The organism is Ekhidna sp. (assembly GCF_965247405.1).
Taxonomy (GTDB): domain Bacteria; phylum Bacteroidota; class Bacteroidia; order Cytophagales; family Cyclobacteriaceae; genus Ekhidna.
In genome coordinates this window covers 1,981,738-2,005,852 of record NZ_OZ252014.1, presented here as the reverse complement: position 1 = coordinate 2,005,852, position 24,115 = coordinate 1,981,738, and the positions used below count along the sequence as shown (strand labels likewise).

Genomic DNA, 24,115 nt, shown 5'->3' with positions numbered 1-24,115 from the left:
TGAAGATTTCTTGTTATCTTTTAAGACTATCTTCTAGTTCTAGAGAGTGAGGCGAACCAGATATACAGCAATCTTTTTATTGTTTTCCATTATGTCATATGCGCAGGTGGATAGCTTAATTAATTATTCCAATCAGGCTGAAGGAAAAGAAAAGATTGATGCACTACACAAAATCATTTTAGAGCTATGGCTCAACTATCCGGATAGAGCGATGGGATATGGAGAACAGGCCCTTGAGCTGTCCAGGCAAGAAGGGGACTCTATGCTGATCTCCAAGTCTTTACGACTGATTGCAGGAGTATATTACTATCGGGGAGATTTTGATCTGTCTCTTGAATACAATCAAAGAGCATTGACCATTGCATTGAAGTTAAAAGACTCTGCGCTAATAAATAATGGCTATAACAATATTGGTCTTCTAAATTATAATCTAGGAAGCTATCAAACAGCGTTGGAGTATTTATTACGATCCAAAGAGATCAAAGGGAAAATTGGCGAAAACTATGGACTGTCTACTACACTCAATAACATCGGTTTAGTTTTTGAGCGGGTGGGAGACTATGAAACCGCCCGGGCATACTTCAGACAAGCCTATGATGTCGCAATAGAGAGAAAGAGTGATGATAACGAGCTATACTCTACCAATAACATTGGAATAACCTACCTCAGAGAAGGAAATCTTGATGAGGCTCTTAGATGCTTTAGAAAAGGATATGTTCTTGGAAAGAAGATTGAAAACATCAACTGGGGCGCAGTTTCGGCCCGGGGGATCGCTGAGGTGCTGATGCAAACCGGACATCCTGATTCGGCGGTTCAATACTTAAACAGTTCACTATCAGCCAGTAAATCCATAGATGATAAAAAAGGGCTGGCAGAGGCATATTATCTGCTTGCGAAGATTGCTCAAACCCAGGGTGATAATGAGCGTGCTTTGGAGAGTTTGCAGATGTGTGAGAGTTGGGCTAACGAAATTCGACTTTGGCAACAGCAACTGGAGGTTCTAAAGCTTTATGCATCTGTGTATGATGGGTTGGGCATGGAGGAAAAGGAAAGTGAGTATCTGAGGATGTATATTAATTTGCGTGACTCAATTTTTCATGATGTGGTTTCCAGAAATCTGGCCCTTATTCCCCTCAAAATAAAAGAAGAGGAGGATCGAATCAGGCTTACTGAACAGCAAGCATTGATTCGCAATCAGGTCGTCACCAACCAGCTTTTCACTTTCATTATACTCATCACTGTTCCGCTACTTATCGTAATGATTATTCTCTTTAGGAAGAACAATAAAAAGAACAAAGAGCTACAGCGAAACAATGAAGAATTGAAGAGAACACAAAAACTTCTGATTACGTCAGAAAAAATGGCATCTCTGGGTGTCCTGGCTGCAGGGGTAGGTCATGAGATCAACAACCCTCTTAACTTTATAAAAAATGGGATTGAGGCATTATCCAAAAAGCTGGAAAATAACCAGGATGATGAAATGAAATCCTATTTTAAAATCATCAACGAAGGAGTAAGTCGGGCGACAAATATTGTTAAAAGTTTAAGTCATTTTAGTCGAAGAGGGCCAAGTATTGACGAGCGATGCAACATTCATGAAATTATTGAAAATTGTCTCCTTATCCTGCATAATAAAATCCGCAATCGGATTAAAGTCCTAACATACTTTACTGAACAGAGCGCTGAGCTAAAAGGAAATGAAGGACGATTGCATCAAGCTATGATGAACATTATCGCCAATGCGGAGCAAGCGATTAAGGAGAAGGGAACCATTAAAATCACGACGATTCGAGGAAAGGACTTTATGGAAATATGGGTAGAGGACGATGGCGAAGGAATCAAGGAAGAAAACCTGCTTAAAATCAGCGATCCATTTTTTACTACCAAGGCACCTGGTGAGGGTACAGGGTTAGGACTATTCATTACATTTTCAATAATCGAGGAACATGGCGGAGAAATAGATGTTACTTCCACTATGGAGGAAGGCACAAAATTCACAATTAAGCTACCTTTATAAGATGAGTGAGAAGCCAGCCATATTGTATATCGATGATGAGGAGGCCAACCTGCTGCTATTCAGGGTTTCATTTGAAGGGGAGAGAGAAGTACTAGTTGCCAACTCTCCACAAGAAGGATTGAGGAAACTGGATGAAAACAAGGATAGAATATGTGCGGTTATTAGTGACATGCACATGCCAGAGATGAATGGGGTTCAGTTTATTGAAAGGGCTAAAGAAAAGGTAAAAGACATACCGTACTTCATACTAAGCGGTTATACCTTTAACGATGAAATCGATGCTGCTTTACGCAACAAGACGATTCAGAAATTTTTTACAAAACCATTTGATCGGGAGGAAATCGAAAGACACTTGAATGGTGCGGCTTAGCCCCCTTTATTTGCCGGATTATTATCCTCAGGCTTTCCCAAAATTTTTTGTTTCTTTCCCTTAATACTTTCGGCAGCCTCTTCGAGGTTGAGTCTTGCTTTTAGCCGGTTGATGATTCCTTTTCCAATAGAGAAGGCACGGTCACCAAAAGTCGGTTCCTCTGTGTTAATCGGTTCTTCACTTTTTACTTCTGGCCTAATCAGGTATTTGTTTGTAGACGCACTATCTACCACGATTCGCTGAGCTGAGGCAGTAGTTGCTCCGATAGCCAGGATGAAAAGAAATGTGGTGAATAGTTTATTCCTCAATGCAACGAAGTATTTTCGATGTACATCAATATTAATGTAAACAAGAAATATTGGAAAGGATTTGCAAAAACTGTGAAAGAAAACTTGAAACTAATTTTAAGTTCTGCCCCAACTGCGGACAGGAGCACAAAGACAAAGTGGTTCACTTCAAGCAGTTTATTCTTGACTTTCTTGGAGACTATTTCACGTTTGACTCACTGATCATACGAAGTGTAAGACCCCTATTATTCAACCCTGGTTTTCTAACTAAAGAATTTGTAGCCGGAAGAAGAGTACGATACATCCCCCCTCTTCGAATGTTTATTTTTATTAGTATTGTTTTCTTTCTGTTTCTCGGACCAGTGGATCAAACAGTGGCAATAGAGAAATCAGAAGAGGCGGAGTTTTTAGATTCATTTTTCAGCATATGGTTTCCAAGACTATTCTTTCTCTTGCTTCCGCTATTTGCTCTTTTTCTCTATCTGCTCTTTAGAAAACCAGGTCGCTTTTATCTAACGCATTTCATCTTTTCTGTGCATTATCATGCATTTGCTTTTGTGTTACTCACCGTCATGGTGATTTTGATCGACTACATTTTTCCAAGCAGTGTTTTTCTAAGTCAGTGGTCTTTTTTCATAACCCTGTTTCTGCTCCAGATTTATTTGTTGATCGCACTACGCAAAGTCTATGAGCAAAGGTGGTTAACCACTCTACTCAAACTTTTTGTGCTTAATGTCTTTTACCTCATTTCAGCCATGATCATTTTCAGTGGAGTAGGAGCATTGATCTTTTATCTATAATATGAAGTAACTTGAGTGGATGTCTACTCAGGCTCAACACAACTATCCGCTCAACTGCCCTACTGGAAAATGGACGATGCTGTCTACCATCCTGGCCTCCAGTATGGCGTTCATTGACAGCACTGCTTTGAACGTGATTTTACCCTCTCTACAAAAGGATTTAGAGGCCACTGGCTCAGATCTTTTTTGGGTGCTCAATAGCTACCTGTTAATGTTGGCCTCATTAATAATTGTTGGCGGCAGTCTTGGAGATAAACGAGGGCGTGTGAAAGTATTCAAGTTTGGAATTCTCATTTTCACGTTAGGCTCTGCAGCGTGCGGTTTCTCCCAAGACATCACTCAGCTTATAATTTTCAGATCTATACAAGGCATTGGTGGCGCATTAATGATACCGGGAAGCCTAGCCATTATTTCTGCCGTATTCAGCAAAGATGAAAAAGGAAAAGCGATCGGAACCTGGTCTGCTGCAACTACAATCGTGACAGTGTGCGGACCGGTGCTGGGTGGAGCATTGGCAGATATAGGTCTGTGGCGATTAATCTTTTTTATCAACGTACCCCTTGGTATTCTTTCCATCTTCGCACTTCAATATAAAGTGCCTGAGAGCAAAGAACCGGGAGCCTCGAAAGTTGACTGGTGGGGAGCAGCTCTGCTAACATTAAGTTTAGCCGCACTCACATTCGGGTTTTTGGAGATGCCGGAAATGGGCTATCAGCATCCATTTGTTCTAACAAGTTTAGCCTTAGGACTTGTCCTTTTAGTCGTTTTTCTGGTTACAGAACAGCGTGTATCAGAACCAATGGTTCCCTTGCTTCTCTTCAGAAGCAAAACCTTTTCTGGTGTAAACCTCCTAAGCTTTTTTCTATATGCTGCGCTTGGAGCGGTAATGCTTTTCCTTTCACTTAACATCATTCAGGTGCAGGGGTACTCGCAGTTCCAGGCAGGTCTCACGTTCCTTCCTTTTTCAGCTATGATGATTTTGGTAGCAAGAAGAATGGGGGCGCTATCTGATAAGTATGGACCCAGGAGGTTTTTAATTATTGGGCCACTAATTACAGGAGCGGGTATGTACTGGCTGTCAACCATCGGAATGACTGAAGGCCCATTCGAATATTGGAGTACTTTTTTTCCTGCCTTTTTAACATTTGCACTGGGAATGTCAATCACAGTTGTCCCATTGACTACAGCAGTGATGGCTTGTGTGGATGAAAGCAAGTCCGGAATAGCTTCTGGAATCAACAATAGTGTAACCCGAATTTCCGGTACGTTCATCAATGCAATTCTGGGAGCCTTCGCCATTTTTCTTTTTGCCAAATATGTGGAGGTTGATTTGAGTCAGTTATCCATTTCATCTTATGATAAAGAAGTCATTATGAGCGAGGCGGGACAATTGGGAGAAGCAAAAGCTCCGGAAAACTTGAGTTCATCACTGAAAGAAAAAGTGAATAGAATATATGACTTAAGTTTCATACAAACGTATCAGTGGGTTGGACGACTCAGTGCCGGTCTGGCCTGGCTCTCAGCTTTAATAGCTGTTTTAATGGTCGAGGAGAAAAAAGTTCAAACAACATAGAAGCAAGTTGACTTCTTTTCAGCCGGATGTTTATCTTTCTGAAAATGTTCACCACCGTGTCACGATTTTTGCTTTTATTGGTTTGCTACTCCTCTTTTGGGCAGATTGAGACCTTACACAATTCTTCACAACATTACACCACTGAAAGCGGCCTACCTCAGAGCTATGTATCTAAAATCATCCAGGATGAACAAGGCTTTATTTGGGTCGCCACATTAGATGGTCTGGCTAGATTTGATGGGCATAGGTTTCTCAAATTCAACATTGATGAAGAGGATAGAAAGCTTTCAACCTCTCTTATTTATGACATCTACCTGGATGATGAGAATCAGCTTTGGGTTTTTCATCGTAACCATGTTGTCGATGTGATTGACCCACAATCCCTGGAAGTAAAAAGGAAGATTTCCCCGGTCAAAACCATTCCTCACGATCAATTTGATCTTGGGACTGACTGGATGAACGTTCGTTCATTTGTTAATGATCATAGGGGAAATTGGTTTGCTGGTGATACGGTTTCTTATCATCTATACGATGGAAAAAACACAAAGCTTAGCAAACTATTTAGCAGGGAAAGAGCCCGAAAGACACCAACAGCCTATGGTTTCATGGAAGACAAGCATGGCAGCATGTGGATCTTGACAGAAGACGGACTGTCAACGAGTGATACCAGTTGGGCCAATTATCAGCTTGTTCATTTTCCGGGGGATTTAAAGATTCCTTTTAAAATGATGAACCACAGGCCAATGATGGAATTGAGCAAAAGCCGAATTCTATTTGCCGTAGAAAACCGGTTGTTTGTTTTCGATAAGCTCAACGAAGAGTATAGAGAGATACAGCTTCCTTCTTTGTCGGTCCTTACATATAATTCCATTTTAGTAATGACCAAAGACAATGCAGGCCGGGCAATCATCCAATACCTTGGCTATGTACTTCGTCTGGAAGAAGATGAGACCGTTACCTATTTATGGGAGAACCCACTTAGGGAGAAACTCAACATTACCTCCATTTTGATTGATCGATCGAATACTATGTGGGTGGGTGTAAATACAGGAGGTATGTTTCGGGTTGACTTGAACACGCCAAAATTCCATTCATTTGAATACGAGAAGAACTTCTTAGTTGATATTCTCACTAAACAGCTTGGAATAGATAAGGACGAAATACCAGATAACTGGCGAAAGCAAGGCTGGTCGTACGGCCTGAGGTATTGCTATTCTAACTTTGGACTATTAATAACCCATGAGTCCTACGGTTATGGTGATGCAAGGCGTATCTATAAACTAGAGAATGGCCAACTAAATCCTATTCCACTTGAGGACAAATATTTCCACTATGTGATTGGAATGGATGAGGTTGACTCTACTTTATGGGCGGCAGATATAGGGGGAACAGCTTTTAAGTGGAAAGACTTGGATGAAAATCCAGAAGAAAGAGAAGTCAAGAAGATCCCCGACACTGGGACAGAGCGTATCTCAGACTTGACTGTGGACAAAGAACGTCAATGGCTGATCGTGACCAGAAACATACTTTATGAATTAGATGACGGAAAAATCATAAAGGAACACAAGGTTGGGAAAGAGGGCTCTTCACTCATTGATATCAGCCAGGATCTTTATGATGAGGACATTCTCTGGATCGGTACATTGGGAGGAGGATTGGTCAAGTGGGATAAGTTGGAAAGAGAAACCAAAAAAATATATTCAACAGAAGATGGCTTACCCAGTAACAGCATTGGAAGCATTGTTCCTGACTCCCTGGGGAATCTATGGCTTGGGACGTTTAATGGAATAAGTCAATTTTTCATAGAGAAAGAGTTGTTCACCAACTTTACGATGAAGGATGGATTGGTAGAAAGCGAGTTTAATCGTCATCACGGGCTAATGTTGCCTGATGGAAGAGTTGCCCTTGGTGGCACAGTTGGTTATTCTGTGTTTGAACCTGAAACGTTTGAGTCAGACACACATAATCCAATAACTAATATTTCAGATTTTACAGTCAATGGTAAGCCATTCGAATATCACCAAAAGAAAACACTTGTACTCCCATATGATCAAAATGAGTTAAGGCTGGAGTTGGCTGCTACCCAATACAATGCCCCTGAGGCGATCAACTATCGCTACAAGCTTGAGAATTTTAATTCCGACTGGGTGAATAATAGAAACCAGACAATCCTACGGTTTGACAAATTGCCTCCGGGAAGATATCGACTACTCTTAAACGCATCTAACACAAACGGAATCTGGAGTGAGCATATAAACACCATAAACATTACGATTAAGCCACCACCTTGGCTATCCTGGTGGGCATATACATTATATACAACATTTGGACTAATGATTTTGGCGCTGTATTGGCGGACATATAAAAGGAGAATTTTTAGGAAACAAGAGCAGGAATTTAATCAGAGGGAAGCCAAACGGCTAAAAGAAATAGATGCGATCAAAACACGCTTCTTCTCAAACATTACACATGAATTTCGAACGCCCTTGACTTTGATTCTTTCACCTCTGGAACGAGAGCTGAGGGAGAAGAGCCATTCCAAAAATGTAATTCGTATTTTGGAAAACAACTATCGTCAAGGGAATCATTTACTTAAATTGGTAAATCAGCTCCTTGATATATCGAAGTTGGAATCCGGTAGCATGATGATGCATAAGTCAGCAGGTGATTTGAATGGGTTTGTAAAAGCCCTGGTAGATCAGTTTCAAGGGCTGGCAGAAGAGAAGGGTATACACATAAGTTTTTCTGTAGAAGGAGTAGAAGGGAACTACCTGTTCGATAAATCACACCTGGAAAAAATCATCATGAACCTGGTGGGAAATGCAACAAAATTCACCCCGGAAGGCGGTCAGGTAAAAGTAATGTTGACCGCATCGCAAGTAAATAGCCAACCTGCGATTTCCTTAAAAGTAGTGGATACCGGAATTGGCATTCCGAAAGAAAAAATATCGGTATTATTTGATCGCTTTTATCAGGTAGATGACTCCAGCACTCGTCAACAGGAAGGAACAGGTATTGGATTGTCCCTTGTAAAAGAGCTGGCTGATTTGATGGGGGCAACTATCAGTGTAGAAAGTATAGAAGGAAAAGGCTCGACATTCGAATTGATACTTCCTGTAGAAAAGCTGAGCATGAAAAATGGTACGCCTCGCTCGCAATCAGATGCTCTGCCAGTTGATAAAGATCCACTTATTTTGGTAGTGGAGGACAATGATGAGCTTAGGGACTTTATAGTGGATAGCCTATCATCAGATCTGAAAGTGATCGTGGCGGAGAATGGAATGACCGGGTGGAGGCTGACAGAAAAACATCTGCCGGACATCATTATTTCCGATATAATGATGCCTGAAATGGACGGTTATGAACTTTGTAAAAAAGTTAAAGATGACCCCCGTACCAATCATATTGGCGTCATTCTTCTAACAGCCAAAATGGCACAATCTTCCAAGGAAGTCGGGCTGGCGTGTGGAGCCGACGATTATATGACCAAACCCTTCCACTCACATGAACTTGAACTTAGAGTAAAAAATGCTTTGGCACAGCAGGAGAGGTTGAAAGAAAAATTAAGAAAGCAGCTTTTACCAGGATCACCATCAGTGAAAATTGAATCACCTAGTGATATTTTCCTTTCCAGACTGTACCAGTTTTTGGATGATCATCATACCAATTCCAAACTAGAGGTATCTGAGGTGGCAGAGGCAATGGGCATGAGCAAGAGCACATTAAATAGGAAGCTAAGATCACTATTGAGTGTTTCTGCACTTAACCTGATCAAACAATATCGATTGCAAAGGGCAGTCGGTTTGTTAGAATCTGGTGAATCAATTTCTGCCGCGGCATATTCTTCCGGATTTGAAAGCCCATCCTATTTCACACAGGTATTTAAAGAATCGTTTGGTAAGACCCCATCCGACTTTAAGAGAGCATCATGATTCAAATCTGATATTCTTTGATTCATTTACGACACTCAAAATAAGCAACAGATAGTTGTTTTGAATGATTGAATCCAAAAGTTTATTATGAAAAACATCATATCTATTTTCTTACTCCTGATAGGAGTTTTATGCTTCACTGGCTGTGAAGAAGATGAAGAACCACAATCTCTTGGAGATGTTCCAACAGTTTCACAGCCCACTATCACAAGTGCATGGTCAAACCAAAATTCCGGACAAGTGGAGGTTGCTTCCAACGTTTTGGATGATGGCGGCTCATCCATCATAGAAAGAGGCTTTGTTTATTCTACATCTTCAAATCCTGAGTGGGGGAAGTCCGGCGTTCAGGCAACAGGTGTTGGTTCATCCTTTGAAGGAAGAGTTATGGGGCTTTACGAGGGAAACACCTGGTATATGCGTGCATATGCAAAAAATGAAGCAGGATACGGTTACAGTAATCAAATTACGATTGATACGAATTAGTAAAATCCCTTAACACTCTACCAGCCTAATAGATCCCTGTCGGTAACGTCAGGGATTTTTATTTTCAAGTTGTAACCTTCCTTCTCTTTTGCTGTAACTTATATGCATTTACCAGCGGTGCTGGTTTAAATCAACTTGAAAGACGAACCTAAATCGATTTGGAAGTAAGTGACGAACAGTTGATGTCGCTGGTAAAGGCCGGACAGTTGGACTACCTGAATGAGTTGTTTCACCGCTACAGCAAGCGGATATATAACTATTTCTTGAAGTCTACACTGGAGCGGGCGGACAGTGATGACCTCACACAGGAGCTTTTTGTACGGGTAATGCGATATAGAAACTCTTACAAAGAGGGACGGTCCGTACAGTTCTGGATTTTCCAGATTGCACGAAATATGGTCAAAGATCATTTTAGAAAAATGAAAGTGCATCGGGATCAATTTAACCCTGTAGAAGTGATGCCTGAAGTGAAAGAGGAAGTGGATGAACAGCTGGTTGAAAATGAAAGACGACTACATCTGGCAATGAAAAAATTGTCGGATGAAAAGCGTGAACTGTTGGTACTCAGTAAGTTTCAAGGGATGAAATACGAGCAGATCGCCAAACTAAGAGACACTACAGTGAGCAACATAAAAGTACAGGTGCATCGCACCATTAAAGAATTGAAAGAGGTCTATTTCGAATTGTCGGAAGACTAACCGGCCCGGCCGGTGCAAAATTGTAAGAACATGAAAATTACAGACGAACAACTGATTGCTTTGCTCGAAGGTGAGCAGAATGATGAGTTAAAGGAAAAAATAGAGCAGGACGCTGAGTTGAAAGAACGATTCTCTGAGCTGGAAGAATTATTTAAGGCGATGGAGACAACCCGGGAAGTTGAGGTTCCACCTCATATTGAGTCAAACTTCAGAGAAGCATTGATCAATGAGAAGCTAAGGAGCGCCAAATCGTCTACACCGTGGATGCAGATTGCTGCGGCAGTGGCACTACTGATCGTTGGTTTTGGAGCAGGAAAATTTTCCACCTCTGGCTCCTCTGATGAGCTGATGGCCTTGAAAAATGAGGTACAATCACTCAGAGAAGTCACGCTGAGAAGCACTTTGCAAAAGCATTCGGCTAGTGAACGAATCATGGCAGTGAACAGAATTGAGGAGAGTCCTGAAGTAAATGAGGAGTTGATTACAACATTGATTACAACATTGAATTCGGATGAAAGCCCGAATGTAAGATATGCCGCTATGCAGGCATTGGCAAAGTTCATTGACAATGCGGACGTAAGAGCCGAGTTGGTCAAGTCATTAGAAGCTCAGTCTGATCCACTGATTCAGATCACCTTGATAACCATTTTGGTGGAGGCAGAAGAGCGCAGTGCAATCGCGCCATTAAGAGACATCATTGAAAAAGAAGAAACATCACCTGAGGTGAAGCAGCAGGCAGAAGTTGCCCTTCAGGTTTTGACATAAAAATACCGGTACAATTAATTATCAATTCAATACTCAAAAACAACATAAAATGAAAACGATAATAGCAGGACTAATACTATTCGGAGTGACCAGCGTGGTAGCTCAGAATAAAACAAACTACAGTTACCCCATAAAGGGTAACGCAGCTGAAACGTGGCTGGTCATTGAAAACCTATCCTCTGATTTACAGATCGAGGGAACAAATGGATCAGAAATCAGAATTGAAAGCAAGAACTACAAAGGGCTTCCGGAAAAAGCCAAAGGCTTGAAGCCGCTCTCAGCCACTGGCCCTGAGAACACAGGAATAGGTTTGAGCATCAATCAGGAAGGAAATACGATTTCTCTTTCAGGAGCGCATAGAGAAGCAGACAATGCAGACTATGTCATGTACTTGCCAAAAAACTTGAAAGTAAAGCTAGACTACAACAGCTGGCAGGCAGGAGATGTGGTCATCAAAGGAATGGCAGGAGAAGTAGAGGCGAAGAGCCAGGTAGGAGATCTGGAGTTTATCGATGTGACCGGGCCAATCGTAGCGCATACGCTAAGTTCTGATCTGGAGGTTTCATTCTCATCACTTTCGAATGCTTCACCTACCTCTTTAAGCTCAACGAGCGGAGATATTGACGTGACCCTTCCTGCCTCAGTGAAAGGAACCTTCAAGATGTCTACTATTTCCGGAGGCGTGTATACAGGATTTGATTTCGATTTTGGGGAAGATGCAAAAATCCGCCGTGTTGGAGGTCAGAATGCAACCGGCAAACTCAACGGTGGAGGCGTAGAAGTGTCTTTGAAAACTGTAAGTGGTGACATTTACATCAGAAAAGCAGAATAACCATGAGACTATTAGCAATGATGCTGTGCCTGACAACATTTGGGTTGTGGGCACAGCCTAAAAAAGTAACAGAATCAGTGGCGATCACGGGACAGGAGCTACTGGATCTGGAGTTTGATTTCGCTGACGACATTGTTTTTGAGACATGGGACAAGAATGAAGTTTTGGTGGAGGTAATGGTAGAAATCAATGATGGAGAAGACAATGATATTTTCAGTCTTTCTTCTGAAACAAGCAACTTCACGATCTACATCGAAATGGATGAAGACATGTGGAAAAAGCTAAGCAAAGAGAAGGATGGGAAGTGGAACAACTGCAGCTATACCTCTACGATTAACTATAAGGTGTATCTACCATCCAAACTAAGCGTAAGAGCAAGTACTATTTCTGGAGACTATGAGTTTGAGTACTTTGGTTCTGAAATGAAACTGAAGACAATTTCTGGAGCGATTGATGTGACTATTTCGGAGAAAGATGGAATGGATTTTAAAGCGAAGACCATCTCAGGAGAGATCTATTCGGATATTGAAATTGAATATCCCTATGGCAAGGAAGGCCTTCGACAGATCATAGGCCAGGATGTGAGAGGACGAGTAAGCTCAGGGGGAGTGGAATCCAACTTTGAAACCATCAGCGGAAACATCTATTTAAGAAAAGGGTAAACATTAACCGTCATCGCGAGCACAGCGAAGCGATCTTAATACTGAGATTGCTTCACCCTGCCTATCGGCGGGGTTCGCAATGACGGATAATAAATAATTCCCCTCCTTGGAGCGGTTCGACGCATCGAGGTAAGGGGTGGGTAGATTTTACTCACCCTTTTTCTTTAACACCACCAGGTCATCATCCATCACCGTCCCGATAAACATAAGATCCTTATAAGGCGCAGAAACACTGCTTGCCGAAACCAGCTCTCCATCATTTTCATACAATGACTCAACCTGATCACCCGTAACTTTGATCACTTCAGACGGAGCTATTTCATTTTTTCCAACAGCATAAGAGGTGAATGCCAGCAGGCTTGGGTGAGCCCCCATCCACAGGTTTCCATCTTCATCTAGCTCAATGTTATCAATTCCAGTTCCAACATCCAGACTGTGATCAAAAGACAAATCACCGTTTTCCCCGATGTTATAATATCTGAGGCTAAAGCTTCTTGGAGAAGCCACTAAAACCTGCGAACGGTCTTTGGAAATGTTAATGCCGTTGGCGTAACTGATGCCCTCTGCCACTTCTCGGTATTTGCCATCATAAAACACAACATTTGATACGGCAAGACCCAAATAATTCTCTGCCAGCTTACCCCAGTAGCTGGTGTATCCATGATCATTCGTAAAGTAAAAGGACTCTTCATCCAGCGCAACCACATCATTCGGACTTATCATGGTTTCATCACGATAGGTGGCCATGTATACCAGGCTGTCTTCCCCAAAGAGCTCAAACCTTTCGATGGTATGCCCCCTGGCATGGTTTACTACCAGGATTTGATATCGTGCTGAATCCAGCTTTAGTAAACTGATTCCGTGCGGGTAGAATTTGAGTTTATGATTCGCAGTTAGTTTTTTGGCTTGGAAGTCTCCGGAATCCAGATCCAAATAATAAAGGTGGCCTTGAGTCGCAATTCCATCTCTCCTGCCCGCACGGTCGTCCTGAGAAATAATCATGAACCCATCCTCATAATTGATCGTGAAATCTTCTGCTCCTTTCATTAGAATTTTGGCAATAACCTCATAGGAATCAGTGTTATTAACTTCGCGGAAGTATCCGGTAGAACTAAATGTGTATACGACGAATGCTGAAACCAGCAAAACAATAATTAATAGTGTGATTAAAAACTTCTTCATAGCGACTAAAGGTGTAATGCTTAAAAGTAGAAAAACTTTCTATTTACTAGCACTGGGTTTTATATCTCTTATAGCTGGGTGCGGAAAGGATGAGGTGGAACTACCGGAGGAGGTGTTGCAGGGCAAAATAGATGGAGAAGAGTGGACATACAAGTCTGCAAATGCTTTCCTTGAGTCTGCCGACTTTCGATATCGAGTTACGTTTTTATCTACAGAAGAAACTGTTGCGGATCCCTGCGCACTACGAAGTACTGCGAAAAGACACATTACGGCCTTTTTGCGATTTCCTGAATATGAGGGGAATTACTCGGTTTCCCCTCAGCTTGTCAATGATAACGAAGTGGTCGTCACATTTAACGCAGACATTTCAGGCTCACTTGTTGCATCAAGTGGATTCATGTCCATTTTCGCTATTGAAAACAGAGTGGTTTTTGGCTACCTTCAAGCAGTGCTCGATGACGACAATACCGTCGAAGGATCTTTTCAGATCAGGCTTTGTAATTAAGCCTCTACTGCTTCTTCCTGATCTTCGTAAACATCGAGAGGCAAACAACTGCAAACCAAATTTCTATCGCCATAAGCACTATCTACTCTGCTTACCGCAGGCCAGAATTTATTTTCCTTCACATACGGAGCAGGGAAGGCTGCCTTTTCTCTGGAGTATGGATATTTCCATTCATCCGCGACAAGTACCTTATAGGAGTGAGGAGCATTTTTCAGGACATTGTCTTTGGCATCAGCAATTCCATCAATGACCTCCTGAACCTCATCGCGAATGGCAATCATCGCATCGCAGAAACGATCCAGCTCATCCTGAACCTCACTTTCAGTTGGTTCAATCATCATAGTACCCGGCACTGGAAATGAAACAGTTGGAGCATGGAACCCATAGTCAATCAGTCGTTTCGCAATGTCTTCTACTTCAATGCCGGACTTTTTAAACTGACGACAATCAATGATAAGTTCATGTGCATTTCTGCCTTTGTCATTGGCATAAAGCACCGGATAATGATCCTTCAGCCTCGCCGCAATGTAATTGGCATTCAAAATGGCCATTTTTGTGGCGTTGGTTAAGCCAGAGGCCCCCATCATCGCAATGTACGCATGAGAAATAGGCAAAATGCTCGCACTGCCATACGCAGCAGCTGATACAGCCGGATTGCTATTGTGCTCGGTCGTATGCCCTGGCAAATATGGAGTAAGATGCTCAGCTACACCGATTGGGCCCATACCTGGCCCGCCACCCCCATGTGGGATACAGAAAGTCTTGTGAAGGTTAAGGTGGCAAACATCCGCTCCAATAATTCCCGGGGAGGTCAACCCAACCTGCGCATTCATGTTCGCACCATCCATATATACCTGACCACCATTTTCGTGAATGATCTCACAAATTTCAATGATCGCTTCCTCAAAAACCCCATGTGTGGATGGGTAGGTTACCATTAAGGCTGCCAGCTCATCTTTGTGTGCTTCTGCCTTTTCTCTCAGGTCATCTACATCGATGTTTCCGTTTTCGTCACACTTTACGATCACTACTCGCATTCCAGCCATCACCGCACTGGCAGGATTTGTTCCGTGAGCAGAGGACGGAATCAACGCCACATTTCTGTTTGGTTGACCGGTTCCTTCCAAATACGATTTGATTACCATCAGGCCAGCATATTCACCTTGTGCTCCTGAGTTTGGTTGGAATGAAACGGAGTGGAAGCCAGTGATTTCCACTAACCAGTCATGCAGTTCATTGATCAAAATACCGTACCCCTCTGCCTGCTCTTTCGGTGCGAAAGGATGAATGTTGGCAAATTCAGGCCATGTCACCGGAATCATTTCGGTTGTGGCATTTAGCTTCATGGTGCACGACCCTAGTGAGATCATGGAGTGTACCAACGAAAGGTCTTTGTTTTCCAGCTGCTTCATATATCGAAGCAGCTCATGCTCTGAGTGATATTGGTTGAAAATGGGATGCTCCAGAAATGGACTCGTTCGCTTTAAGGAAGAAGGGTATTCAACCTCAAAATCCTCCACGATAGGTGCTTCGAAAGCATTGCCAAGCCGGGCGAATAATTTTACCACCTCATTAGCGTCGGCTACCGTATGAGACTCATCGAATGACACACCAACACCATCTTCAAAGAACCTGAAGTTGATCTCGTGCTCCTCTGCCAGTTGCTTGATGTGCAACAGTTGTTCTGGTGTGAGCTTGATTCTGATGGTATCAAAGAAGTAGGTATTTTGATTTTCAAACCCATATTGAGCGATCGTATTAGCTGTTTCTTTCGCCAACCCATGTGTTCTGGCTCCAATTTGTTTAAGTCCTTTTGCACCATGATAGACGGCATACATTCCTGCCATTACAGCTAGGAGCACCTGCGCTGTACAAATATTTGAAGTGGCTCTTTCTCTTTTGATGTGTTGCTCCCTGGTTTGAAGAGCCATTCGATAAGCGTCATCTCCATGAGCATCTTTTGATGCCCCAATGATTCTACCCGGAATGGATCGTTTGTATGCTTCTCTCGTAGCGAAGAATGCCGCGTGAGGACCTCCGTAACCCATTGGAACGCCGAATCGCTGACTGGTTCCAACCACGACATCCGTTCCCCATTCACCGGGTGCGGTTAGTAGTGTGAGAGCTAGCAGGTCAGAGGCACATGAGGTAAACACCTCATTTTCTTTGGCTTCTGAAACCACACTTGACCAGTCTCTCACGGATCCTGAGTCATTTGGATACTGGAAGAAAACTCCAAAAATTTCTGGTGAGCTTAGATCAGCGTTGGCAAGGTCCACAACCTCCAGCTCTATTCCGAAAGGAAGAGCTCTTGTTTTTAGAACATCCAATGTTTGCGGGAAAACCGCATCATCTACTAAAAACTTATTGGAAGATTTTTTGTCTCCTTTTCTAAGGCCGTAAAGCATACTCATGGCTTCTGCCGCCGCGGTTGCTTCATCCAAAAGAGAGGCGTTGGCAATTTCCATCCCCGTTAAATCAATGACCATCGTTTGGAAATTGATTAAAGCTTCTAAACGACCCTGTGCAATTTCTGCCTGGTATGGGGTGTATGCAGTATACCAGCCCGGGTTTTCCATAATATTTCGCTGAATGACAGTCGGTACTACGCAGTTATAATACCCTTGCCCGATGAACGATTTAAAAACCTTGTTTTTATCAGCCACTTTTTGCATCCGATTGAGATATTCGAACTCGTTTAATGCAGGGGGCAAATCCAGGGGTTTATTCTTCAAAATTGGAGCAGGGATTGCTTCATTAATAAGCTCATCCACAGAGCTTAAACCAATAGCTCGTAGCATATTAGACACTTCATCCTCAGAGGGGCCATTGTGTCTTCTTTCAAACTCTACTCGATCGTTCAGATTTAATTTCATCGGGGCTGTTTATTTAGAGGCCGCAAATTTACGTCAGTGTGGGCAAGACAAAAAGTGTTTTATCCCCTAACCACTAGTGTAATTAATTGGTTTGGCCGGAATAAAATTTCTTAGTTTTATGCTCTGATTTTTAACGCGTTATATCACAATGAGAAAAATAACATTTGTATTGGGCCTGATTGTGGCCTTTGGACTGCTGGCACAGGATAAAACAGCCATAAAATTTGCTAAGACGATTACGGCAGATGACCTGAAAGAACACCTTTCAGTTCTTGCTTCTGATGAATATGAGGGAAGAGAAACAGGAAAGAAAGGGCAAAAAATGGCTGCCGAGTACATTGCCAACCACTTCAAGTCATTAGGACTTGAGGCTCCTGTGGATGGGTCGTACTTTCAAAAGTTTAATCTAACAGAATCTTCCATAGGCTCTGTCTACTTCCGAAAAGGGGAGGAAAAGAAGGATGGTTTTGAGGAGTTTATCTACTACTCGAAAGCTGAGACCATGGGGGAAGAGTACATCAGTATTGTGATGTCAGAGGAAGATGGAGATTTGAGCAACTATGAAGGCTCATATGTGGCTTATGTAACCGATCAACTTGGAGGACTACAGGAAAAAATAGATCAGGCGAAAGAGGCAGGAGCTGTTGGATTTGTTGTAGTGCTTAAAAACGATGAGGAATTCAGTTCAGTACTTACTCGTTTTGGACCTTACCTGAAACGTCCAAGTCTTGGTTTGGATCAAAGAGATAATGAGTCGGACAAAATGATCATTGCGGATAAATCCCTTGCTGCGTGGATGTTCGATAAAGCGTTTGAAGAGATTAAGCCTGGCGATAAAGCCGAAGTGGTTTTTAATGCAGATTATCTTGATAAGCCGATTGGAACGGAAAATGTTCTTGGATTTCTAAAAGGAACGGAAAAACCTGATGAGGTAATTGTCATAACTTCTCATTACGATCACGTAGGAATCATTGGTGGCGAAATCCACAATGGCGCAGATGATGACGGGTCAGGAACAGTAAGTGTGTTGGAAATTGCAGAAGCGTTCGTGGAAGCGGCTAAAAAGAAGAAAGGCCCGATGAGAAGTGTGCTTTTCATGACGGTTACAGGAGAGGAAAAAGGGCTGCTGGGATCCAGATATTACACAGACACGGATCCGGTATTTCCTTTAGAAAATACTGTAGTTAACCTCAACATAGACATGGTTGGGCGGATAGATGATGCCCATGCAGATAACAGTGACTACATCTACGTGATTGGCTCTGATAAGCTTTCGCAGGAGCTTCATGAGCTTTCAGAAAAAATAAACACAACCTACACTGGTTTGGAACTGGACTATACATACAACGATGAAAACGATCCTAATCGATTCTATTACCGTTCAGACCATTACAACTTTGCTAAGAATAACATCCCTATCATTTTCTACTTCAACGGGACTCACCCGGACTATCATAAGTCAACAGATACGATAGAAAAAATTGCTTTTGATACGATGGAAAAAAGGGCAAGACTTGTATTTCACACAGGATGGGAAATAGCAAACAGGGCAGAAAGAATAGAGGTTGATAAAGAAAAGTTAGAGAAAGAAGCTGGAGAATAATTGTGAAGGAAATTGATCATTGTGGGGCATTCGCCCCACAAGATCTTTTCAACCAGCTATGGAAAGAAAGACTAAAAAATCCATCTTTCTATTACAAGTATAAATATTTAATGCGGTTTCCAAGAAAGTTTTGCTTCAAAAAAATTGCTTTAACTGTTTTTGTCTAAGAAATTGTTCTTGAAAATGGTTGAAAATGAGCTTTTTACAAGCTCATTTTTTATTTAGACTTATCTTTGAACAAGTAGTCCGATTCATATGACACGAGACAAATTTTCCACAACAGGCTAAACGAGTTTCCATTAAAATCACATTCTAACTTAAAATAATTATAAATGTTTTTAATAAAAGAGGTAAGCATTGTCAATGAAGGAGAAGTTAAGGTTGCTGACTTACTTATTAAAGATGACCGTATTGAAAAACTAGGGAGCAGCGTGACTGTTGATTCCAACGTGACAGAAATCGATGGAAGCAACTTGCACCTTTTCCCCGGAGTGATAGATGATCAGGTACACTTTCGTGAGCCAGGACTCACTCATAAGGGAAATATTTTCACAGAATCGCGAGCGGCAGTTGCAGGAGGAGTCACTTCTTTTATGGAAATGCCTAACGTAAATCCTCAAACAATTACGCAGGAATTGCTAGAAGCAAAATATCAGATTGGGGCAAAGAACGCCTTGGCGAATTACTCTTTTTACATGGGTAGCACCAACGAAAATTTGGATGAGGTATTAAAGACAGACCCTTCGTCTGTGTGCGGAATTAAAATTTTCATGGGTTCATCCACCGGAAATATGTTAGTGGATGATCCGGATACATTGGAGAAAATCTTTTGCAATGCGCCGATCTTGATAGCCACTCACTGTGAGGATGAGGCTACCATACGCGCAAATACAGAAAAGTACGTTGCTCAGTATGGCGATGATATTCCATTTAAGTATCACCCCATTATTCGTAGCGAAGAGGCATGTTATCTATCCTCATCGAAAGCCATAGAACTAGCAAAAAAGTGTAATACACGGTTACACATTCTTCATATTTCCACGGGTAAGGAGACGAACCTTTTCACCAATGAAATCCCTCTGAGGGACAAAAGGATTACCTCTGAAGCATGCATCCATCATCTTTGGTTTACGGACCAGGACTATGATGAAAAAGGCTCCTTTATCAAGTGGAATCCAGCGGTAAAAACAGCGCAAGATCGGGATCAAATATGGAAGGCTCTACTCGATGATCGTATAGATGTTATTGCCACAGACCATGCTCCTCACACCTTGGAAGAAAAGCAGAACCCCTACGCGAAGGCTCCTTCAGGTGGGCCACTTATCCAGCATACGCTTAATGCAATGATTGATTTTTATCACCAGGGAAAAATTTCCTTGGAACGAATAGCAGAAAAAATGAGCCATGCAGTTGCGGAGTGCTTTGAGATAAAAGAGCGTGGATATATCCGGGAAGGCTACAAAGCGGATTTGGTATTGGTAGACCTGAATAAACCATGGACAGTCAATCGAGACAATGTCCGTGCAAAATGTGGATGGTCACCATTTGAGGGGCATACATTTAAGTCTACCATTGAGAAAACATTTGTTTCTGGTCATCTGGCATATTCCAACGGAAAGCTGGACGAAGGCCAGATGGGTCAAAGACTTTCTTTTGATAGAAAATAATCGTTTGTAGATTTCAAAAGGGGTATTAACTTTGCACTCCTTTTCAGGAATGCCTGAAAGATTTATGGTGATTGTAGTTCAGTTGGTTAGAACGCCTGATTGTGGTTCAGGAGGTCGCCGGTTCGAATCCGGTCTTTCACCCAAGAAATAAGAAGCAGTTACAGAAATGTGACTGCTTTTTTTGTTTACCGACGCGACCTCCTGAATGGGTCTAATGTGGTTCAGGAGGTCGCCGGCCAAAGGTTGGTCCCATCGATCCGGTCTTCCATCTAGGCGCAAGGCATAGACAGGCCCAAAAAATTTGGAACAAATTTTTGCTCAGACAAGCTTGATCTCGTACCTGTCCTGACAGACTTGTTTCGTCAGGAAGGGCTTTTTATTTTACAAGGAATGTATTTCGTATACGTACTTTACTCTAAGTCCTGCGACCAATTCTATAAAGGACAATCCAACGACTTAGAAAGTCGTTGAAAAGACACAATGCCGGTTATGAAAATGCAACTTAAAAGTGTAGGCCTTGGACAATGGTTTGGTGGAACAAATTTTTGCCCTGACAAGCTTGATCTCGTACCAGTCCTCGGTCTCGTCAGGAAGGCCTTTCTATTTTAAGGATGTCTTCCAGCATTCCCCGTCAACCTTTGATTAGCTTATTTTGATTTATTTTCGGATTATGGCCGATAAATCATGCATCAATTGTTCCTCTCCTGTAACCGGAAATTACTGTTCAAATTGTGGCCAGAAGGCTGAAGTGCTACCGATAACCTGGAAGGGCTTAATAACCGAACTCAGTTCCAGATGGCTTGGTGCTGATAACCGTATAATACGGACTTTTATTGGCTTGTGGAGCAATCCGAAGAAGGTAATAACTGATTATCTCGAAGGCAATCGTGTAAAGTATATAGCACCTCTCTCATACCTCGTGGTGATGAGTTTCCTCTACGTACTGTCTTTTCAGGTCTTTGGTTTTAATCCAGCGGAAATGATGGATGAAGCAAGCAGAATATTTCAGGCACCTGATCAGGAACTTTCGGAAATGCAACAGCAATTTCTTAATGACTACACGCAAATGTTTTCCAAAAACATGCGATTGCTTGTTGGAGCCATCATTCCATTCACAGCACTTTCAATGTCAATTTTTTACCGTAGGAGAAACTATTTGCAAAACTTTTTGATCATTAGCTATGCAATCTCCCAGCTCTTATGGATTAGCATAATTACAGTGGCCTTTGCAGCAACAGCTGGCTATATGTTTTTTATTGAAGGGTTAGTAATTAATATGTTATATAATGTGATTGTTGTCGGTCTTATGAACCCGCAAAAGTCAGTAACCTGGACATACATTAAAGCACTCATTGTATGGTGTGTTGGATATGTATTTTTCACAATTACCATCTCACTTAGCACCTTCATTTATATATTCATTTCCTTTAGCAAGTAGGCCATTTGATTTGCGCATCCACTTTTTAGACATCATCGAAATGATTGGACTACCAATGGCAGCAGGCAAAATCCAGAGCAGCCATTGATAGGAACTACCCGGCAAAAAGATGTTGGGGTTTTGTACAGCGAATGCGGTGACAGCAGCAATATAGCTCCCGCCCATCGCCCCAATGTGTTGTTTTAGCCACCAGCCTTTTTCTACCTCCGGTTTTTGGTTGAAAAACTTCAGATCCTGGAAACCATTTGACAAGGTGAAGAAACCAAACAGTCCGCACAGAAAAGCAAGTACCGTATTGGACGAAGTAAAATACAGGTTTACTCCATAGATGATTATCCCTATACCAAAGATCGAAGTGACTATTGCCACTGCCCAATCATACCATTTTTCACCACCTGTCTTTCGTCGCTTCAACACTCTAACTCCTACAAAAGATGCGTGAAATGTCAATACAGCAATGACCATCAAAAAAGCGCTGAATCGATAAAATAGGATGATGCCCCAGGCACTCAAACAGATCCACCACATGGCACCTACATATACCCTACCAATGGTTATGTGATTGGCTCCACCTTTTCGGTTAAACATTTGCACCAGTCCGAGGAGGAGTACGGTACCGCCGCAAAGGATGTGAGATATGATCAGAAATTGTTCCATTTTGAATTGATTTTTGCAATTCAATAACAGAATCTAGCAATTCAAAAAATAACAACACTGAACTGTTGAATAGGGTGGATGAGTTGTATGATGCAAGCTATCTTAGTTCTATGTACCAGGCGTTATCAAAGTTTTCGAGTACCTATTTCCCAAAGCAAAAGCACAGACTTTTCAAGCTGTTTTTCAATTTGTCTCCGATGTACAGAAGAACGACCGGGAGAGTAACGAAAGTGGATCCTGATTTTAGCAGTGTGGAGATACGAATCCCCATCTCTTACAAAAACAAAAATTATGTGGGGACGATATTCGGCGGGAGTCTTTTTGCCGCCACTGATCCCATTTACATGGTTCAGCTGATTCAAATCCTGGGAAAGGATTATGTGGTGTGGGACAAGTCCTCGACGGTCAAAATTAAACGTCCGGCCAACTCAGACGCCTACGCCGTTTTTGCGTTTTCGGATGATGAAATTAGGCAGCTAAAAGCCGATATCTCCGAAAAGAAAGAAGTAGATCTGGTGAAGCCGGTCTTGCTAACAAGCAAAGAAGGCAAGCTTTTCTGCGAGATTGAAAAATTGATTTATGTGGCGGATAAGGAATATTATAAAGAGAAGAAGCGAGGGAAGTGAAAAGGCTTTTGATGTTGAATCCGAGATAAAAGATGCAAATAGATGGATGACGACAAACGCCCAACCAGCGGACTGTGGCCATAAAAGTAATAAATGGCGGTGAAAGAGCGAACCTGAACGGTGCGGTTAACTTCCGAAAGACACTGCGAAACACAAGAAACCAAACCCAGTAGACAGGCATGGTAGAAAGTACTGAAATTTGCTTGGTGGAAAGGTGAGCGGTTTAGCCCAATGAACTTAGCAAATGACTCATGTGGCCATGCCTACTAGTGATTGTTACGCACCGTTTACGCCACGTTTATTTTATTGTCCAGCATCTTAACGTTGAAGTTCACCTTCGCCTCAAGAGCGTTGAATACTTTGAGAATCGTTTCGATAGTTACGTTCCCTGTGTTGTTCTCAAGTCTTGAAATCTGTGCCTTCTTAACTCCAATAAGTTCACCGAGTTGTTGCTGTGTTAGGTTACGCTGCTTCCTGGCTTGTTGGATCATGTCTCCAATCAGTTCCAATTTGAGTTCAACCTCATACTGGTCGCGTTCAGGAGATCCGATCTTCCCAATCAAGTCGTCTTTTGTTTGTTCAAGTGTATATCGTTTCATGACTCCTTGGTTTTAAAGTATTGCTGTCTAATTCGTTCAGCTTTATCAATTTCCTTTTTGTCAACCTTGCTTGTTTTCTTAACGAATCCATGAGTTGCAAAAACCAGCGTCTCAGTTTGTTTGGTCTTATCCCAGAAGGCAAGCAATCGATATTGCTTTCCTGAAAACAAAGTCCGGAATTCCCAGATCTCACCGTCAAGCTTCTTGAACAGTTTAGGATCGGTATGAAATTTAGCCCGATCCATATTCTGAATAATCTTTTTCCGGTGCTTGAGATCAAGTTTCCTTAGAAATTCATAAGCCTGTTCAAGGAGTTCAACCTCAAATCGTTGAATCATCAAGTTTACATTTATGTTAACTCAGCTAAGCTAAGTAAAGTTTCGTTGAAAGTAAACTTTGCCGTTATGCTTCTACGACCTGAAGAAGATGGTGTGTAACGCTCAACTAAAATGAGTATGCAGCCCAGTTGCTAGAAGCAATAAGATTTCCGTTTTGCGTTGGCTTTTCAGATGGCTCAGTTCGTATATTCATTTTAGTGTTTGT

General features: G+C 42.0%; 21 protein-coding genes and 1 tRNA gene. 16 read left to right on the top strand and 6 right to left on the bottom strand.

What is annotated here, in order from left to right; all coding sequences use genetic code 11:
• Window positions 1-46: 46 nt before the first annotated feature.
• Together ACP14Y_RS09050 and ACP14Y_RS09045 are read left to right on the top strand one after the other, a co-directional pair.
• Window positions 47-2,017 (top strand): tetratricopeptide repeat protein, encoded by a 1,971-nt coding sequence (locus ACP14Y_RS09050; protein WP_424962639.1) that lies wholly within the window; start codon window positions 47-49, stop codon window positions 2,015-2,017.
• Between the two features lies 1 nt (window position 2,018).
• Window positions 2,019-2,387 carry a response regulator gene (locus tag ACP14Y_RS09045; protein ID WP_424962638.1) on the top strand — a complete coding sequence of 123 codons (369 nt, stop codon included), beginning with the start codon at window positions 2,019-2,021 and terminating at the stop codon, window positions 2,385-2,387.
• Here the strand turns inward: ACP14Y_RS09045 and ACP14Y_RS09040 are convergent.
• A complete protein-coding gene (locus ACP14Y_RS09040) occupies window positions 2,384-2,695 on the bottom strand; it encodes a hypothetical protein (protein WP_424962637.1) in 312 nt (103 codons plus the stop codon). The genes ACP14Y_RS09045 and ACP14Y_RS09040 overlap by 4 nt on opposite strands.
• Window positions 2,696-2,745: 50 nt before the next feature.
• Here ACP14Y_RS09040 and ACP14Y_RS09035 point away from each other — a divergent pair, with 50 nt between their 5' ends.
• The 8 genes from ACP14Y_RS09035 (at window position 2,746) to ACP14Y_RS09000 (ending at window position 12,419) form a co-directional block, all read left to right on the top strand.
• Window positions 2,746-3,474: a DUF3667 domain-containing protein gene (locus tag ACP14Y_RS09035; RefSeq protein WP_424962636.1), complete on the top strand. Its 729-nt coding sequence runs from the start codon at window positions 2,746-2,748 to the stop codon at window positions 3,472-3,474.
• Between the two features lie 19 nt (window positions 3,475-3,493).
• Window positions 3,494-5,047, top strand: coding sequence for an MFS transporter (locus ACP14Y_RS09030; protein WP_424962635.1), 1,554 nt, complete (start codon window positions 3,494-3,496; stop codon window positions 5,045-5,047).
• A gap of 56 nt (window positions 5,048-5,103) precedes the next feature.
• On the top strand, window positions 5,104-8,979 hold the full coding sequence (locus ACP14Y_RS09025) for an ATP-binding protein (RefSeq protein WP_424962634.1): 3,876 nt from the start codon (window positions 5,104-5,106) through the stop codon (window positions 8,977-8,979).
• Window positions 8,980-9,066: 87 nt separating this feature from the next.
• Window positions 9,067-9,462 carry a hypothetical protein gene (locus tag ACP14Y_RS09020; protein WP_424962633.1) on the top strand — a complete coding sequence of 132 codons (396 nt, stop codon included), beginning with the start codon at window positions 9,067-9,069 and terminating at the stop codon, window positions 9,460-9,462.
• A 158-nt stretch (window positions 9,463-9,620) separates the two neighbouring features.
• Complete coding sequence (locus ACP14Y_RS09015; RefSeq protein ID WP_424962632.1) at window positions 9,621-10,160, top strand: RNA polymerase sigma factor; 540 nt, start codon at window positions 9,621-9,623, stop codon at window positions 10,158-10,160.
• A gap of 30 nt (window positions 10,161-10,190) precedes the next feature.
• Complete coding sequence (locus tag ACP14Y_RS09010; RefSeq protein WP_424962631.1) at window positions 10,191-10,925, top strand: HEAT repeat domain-containing protein; 735 nt, start codon at window positions 10,191-10,193, stop codon at window positions 10,923-10,925.
• A gap of 49 nt (window positions 10,926-10,974) precedes the next feature.
• Window positions 10,975-11,757 (top strand): DUF4097 family beta strand repeat-containing protein, encoded by a 783-nt coding sequence (locus ACP14Y_RS09005; RefSeq protein ID WP_424962630.1) that lies wholly within the window; start codon window positions 10,975-10,977, stop codon window positions 11,755-11,757.
• A 2-nt stretch (window positions 11,758-11,759) separates the two neighbouring features.
• A complete protein-coding gene (locus ACP14Y_RS09000; RefSeq protein ID WP_424962629.1) occupies window positions 11,760-12,419 on the top strand; it encodes a hypothetical protein in 660 nt (219 codons plus the stop codon).
• 147 nt (window positions 12,420-12,566) lie between these two features.
• Here the strand turns inward: ACP14Y_RS09000 and ACP14Y_RS08995 are convergent, their stop codons facing one another.
• Complete coding sequence (locus ACP14Y_RS08995; protein ID WP_424962628.1) at window positions 12,567-13,601, bottom strand: strictosidine synthase family protein; 1,035 nt, start codon at window positions 13,599-13,601, stop codon at window positions 12,567-12,569.
• A 16-nt stretch (window positions 13,602-13,617) separates the two neighbouring features.
• Between ACP14Y_RS08995 and ACP14Y_RS08990 the strand changes: the two genes are divergently transcribed.
• Window positions 13,618-14,106 carry a hypothetical protein gene (locus ACP14Y_RS08990; RefSeq protein ID WP_424962627.1) on the top strand — a complete coding sequence of 163 codons (489 nt, stop codon included), beginning with the start codon at window positions 13,618-13,620 and terminating at the stop codon, window positions 14,104-14,106.
• Here ACP14Y_RS08990 and gcvP read toward each other — a convergent pair.
• On the bottom strand, window positions 14,103-16,982 hold the full coding sequence (gene gcvP / locus ACP14Y_RS08985) for an aminomethyl-transferring glycine dehydrogenase (RefSeq protein WP_424962626.1): 2,880 nt from the start codon (window positions 16,980-16,982) through the stop codon (window positions 14,103-14,105). The two genes, ACP14Y_RS08990 and gcvP, sit on opposite strands and share 4 nt — an antisense overlap.
• Before the next feature lie 148 nt (window positions 16,983-17,130).
• Here gcvP and ACP14Y_RS08980 point away from each other — a divergent pair, with 148 nt between their 5' ends.
• The 4 genes from ACP14Y_RS08980 (at window position 17,131) to ACP14Y_RS08965 (ending at window position 21,690) form a co-directional block, all read left to right on the top strand.
• On the top strand, window positions 17,131-18,585 hold the full coding sequence (locus ACP14Y_RS08980) for a M28 family peptidase (RefSeq protein WP_424962625.1): 1,455 nt from the start codon (window positions 17,131-17,133) through the stop codon (window positions 18,583-18,585).
• Window positions 18,586-18,917: 332 nt separating this feature from the next.
• Complete coding sequence (locus tag ACP14Y_RS08975; RefSeq protein ID WP_424962624.1) at window positions 18,918-20,252, top strand: dihydroorotase; 1,335 nt, start codon at window positions 18,918-18,920, stop codon at window positions 20,250-20,252.
• 66 nt (window positions 20,253-20,318) lie between these two features.
• Window positions 20,319-20,394: transfer RNA gene (locus tag ACP14Y_RS08970), tRNA-His, on the top strand.
• A 528-nt stretch (window positions 20,395-20,922) separates the two neighbouring features.
• Entirely contained in the window at window positions 20,923-21,690 is a 768-nt protein-coding gene (locus ACP14Y_RS08965; protein WP_424962623.1) for a DUF3667 domain-containing protein, read from the top strand.
• Here ACP14Y_RS08965 and ACP14Y_RS08960 read toward each other — a convergent pair.
• Window positions 21,646-22,347: a hypothetical protein gene (locus ACP14Y_RS08960; protein ID WP_424962622.1), complete on the bottom strand. Its 702-nt coding sequence runs from the start codon at window positions 22,345-22,347 to the stop codon at window positions 21,646-21,648. The two genes, ACP14Y_RS08965 and ACP14Y_RS08960, sit on opposite strands and share 45 nt — an antisense overlap.
• Window positions 22,348-22,457: 110 nt before the next feature.
• Here ACP14Y_RS08960 and ACP14Y_RS08955 point away from each other — a divergent pair, with 110 nt between their 5' ends.
• A complete protein-coding gene (locus ACP14Y_RS08955; protein WP_424964429.1) occupies window positions 22,458-22,973 on the top strand; it encodes a DUF4442 domain-containing protein in 516 nt (171 codons plus the stop codon).
• Window positions 22,974-23,260: 287 nt separating this feature from the next.
• On the opposite strand, the gene ACP14Y_RS08950 is transcribed toward ACP14Y_RS08955, so the two are convergent.
• Together ACP14Y_RS08950 and ACP14Y_RS08945 are read right to left on the bottom strand one after the other, a co-directional pair.
• Complete coding sequence (locus ACP14Y_RS08950) at window positions 23,261-23,572, bottom strand: helix-turn-helix domain-containing protein (RefSeq protein WP_424962621.1); 312 nt, start codon at window positions 23,570-23,572, stop codon at window positions 23,261-23,263.
• Window positions 23,569-23,910 carry a type II toxin-antitoxin system RelE/ParE family toxin gene (locus ACP14Y_RS08945; RefSeq protein ID WP_424962620.1) on the bottom strand — a complete coding sequence of 114 codons (342 nt, stop codon included), beginning with the start codon at window positions 23,908-23,910 and terminating at the stop codon, window positions 23,569-23,571. The genes ACP14Y_RS08950 and ACP14Y_RS08945 overlap by 4 nt, the downstream gene beginning before the upstream one ends.
• Window positions 23,911-24,115 lie beyond the last annotated feature (205 nt).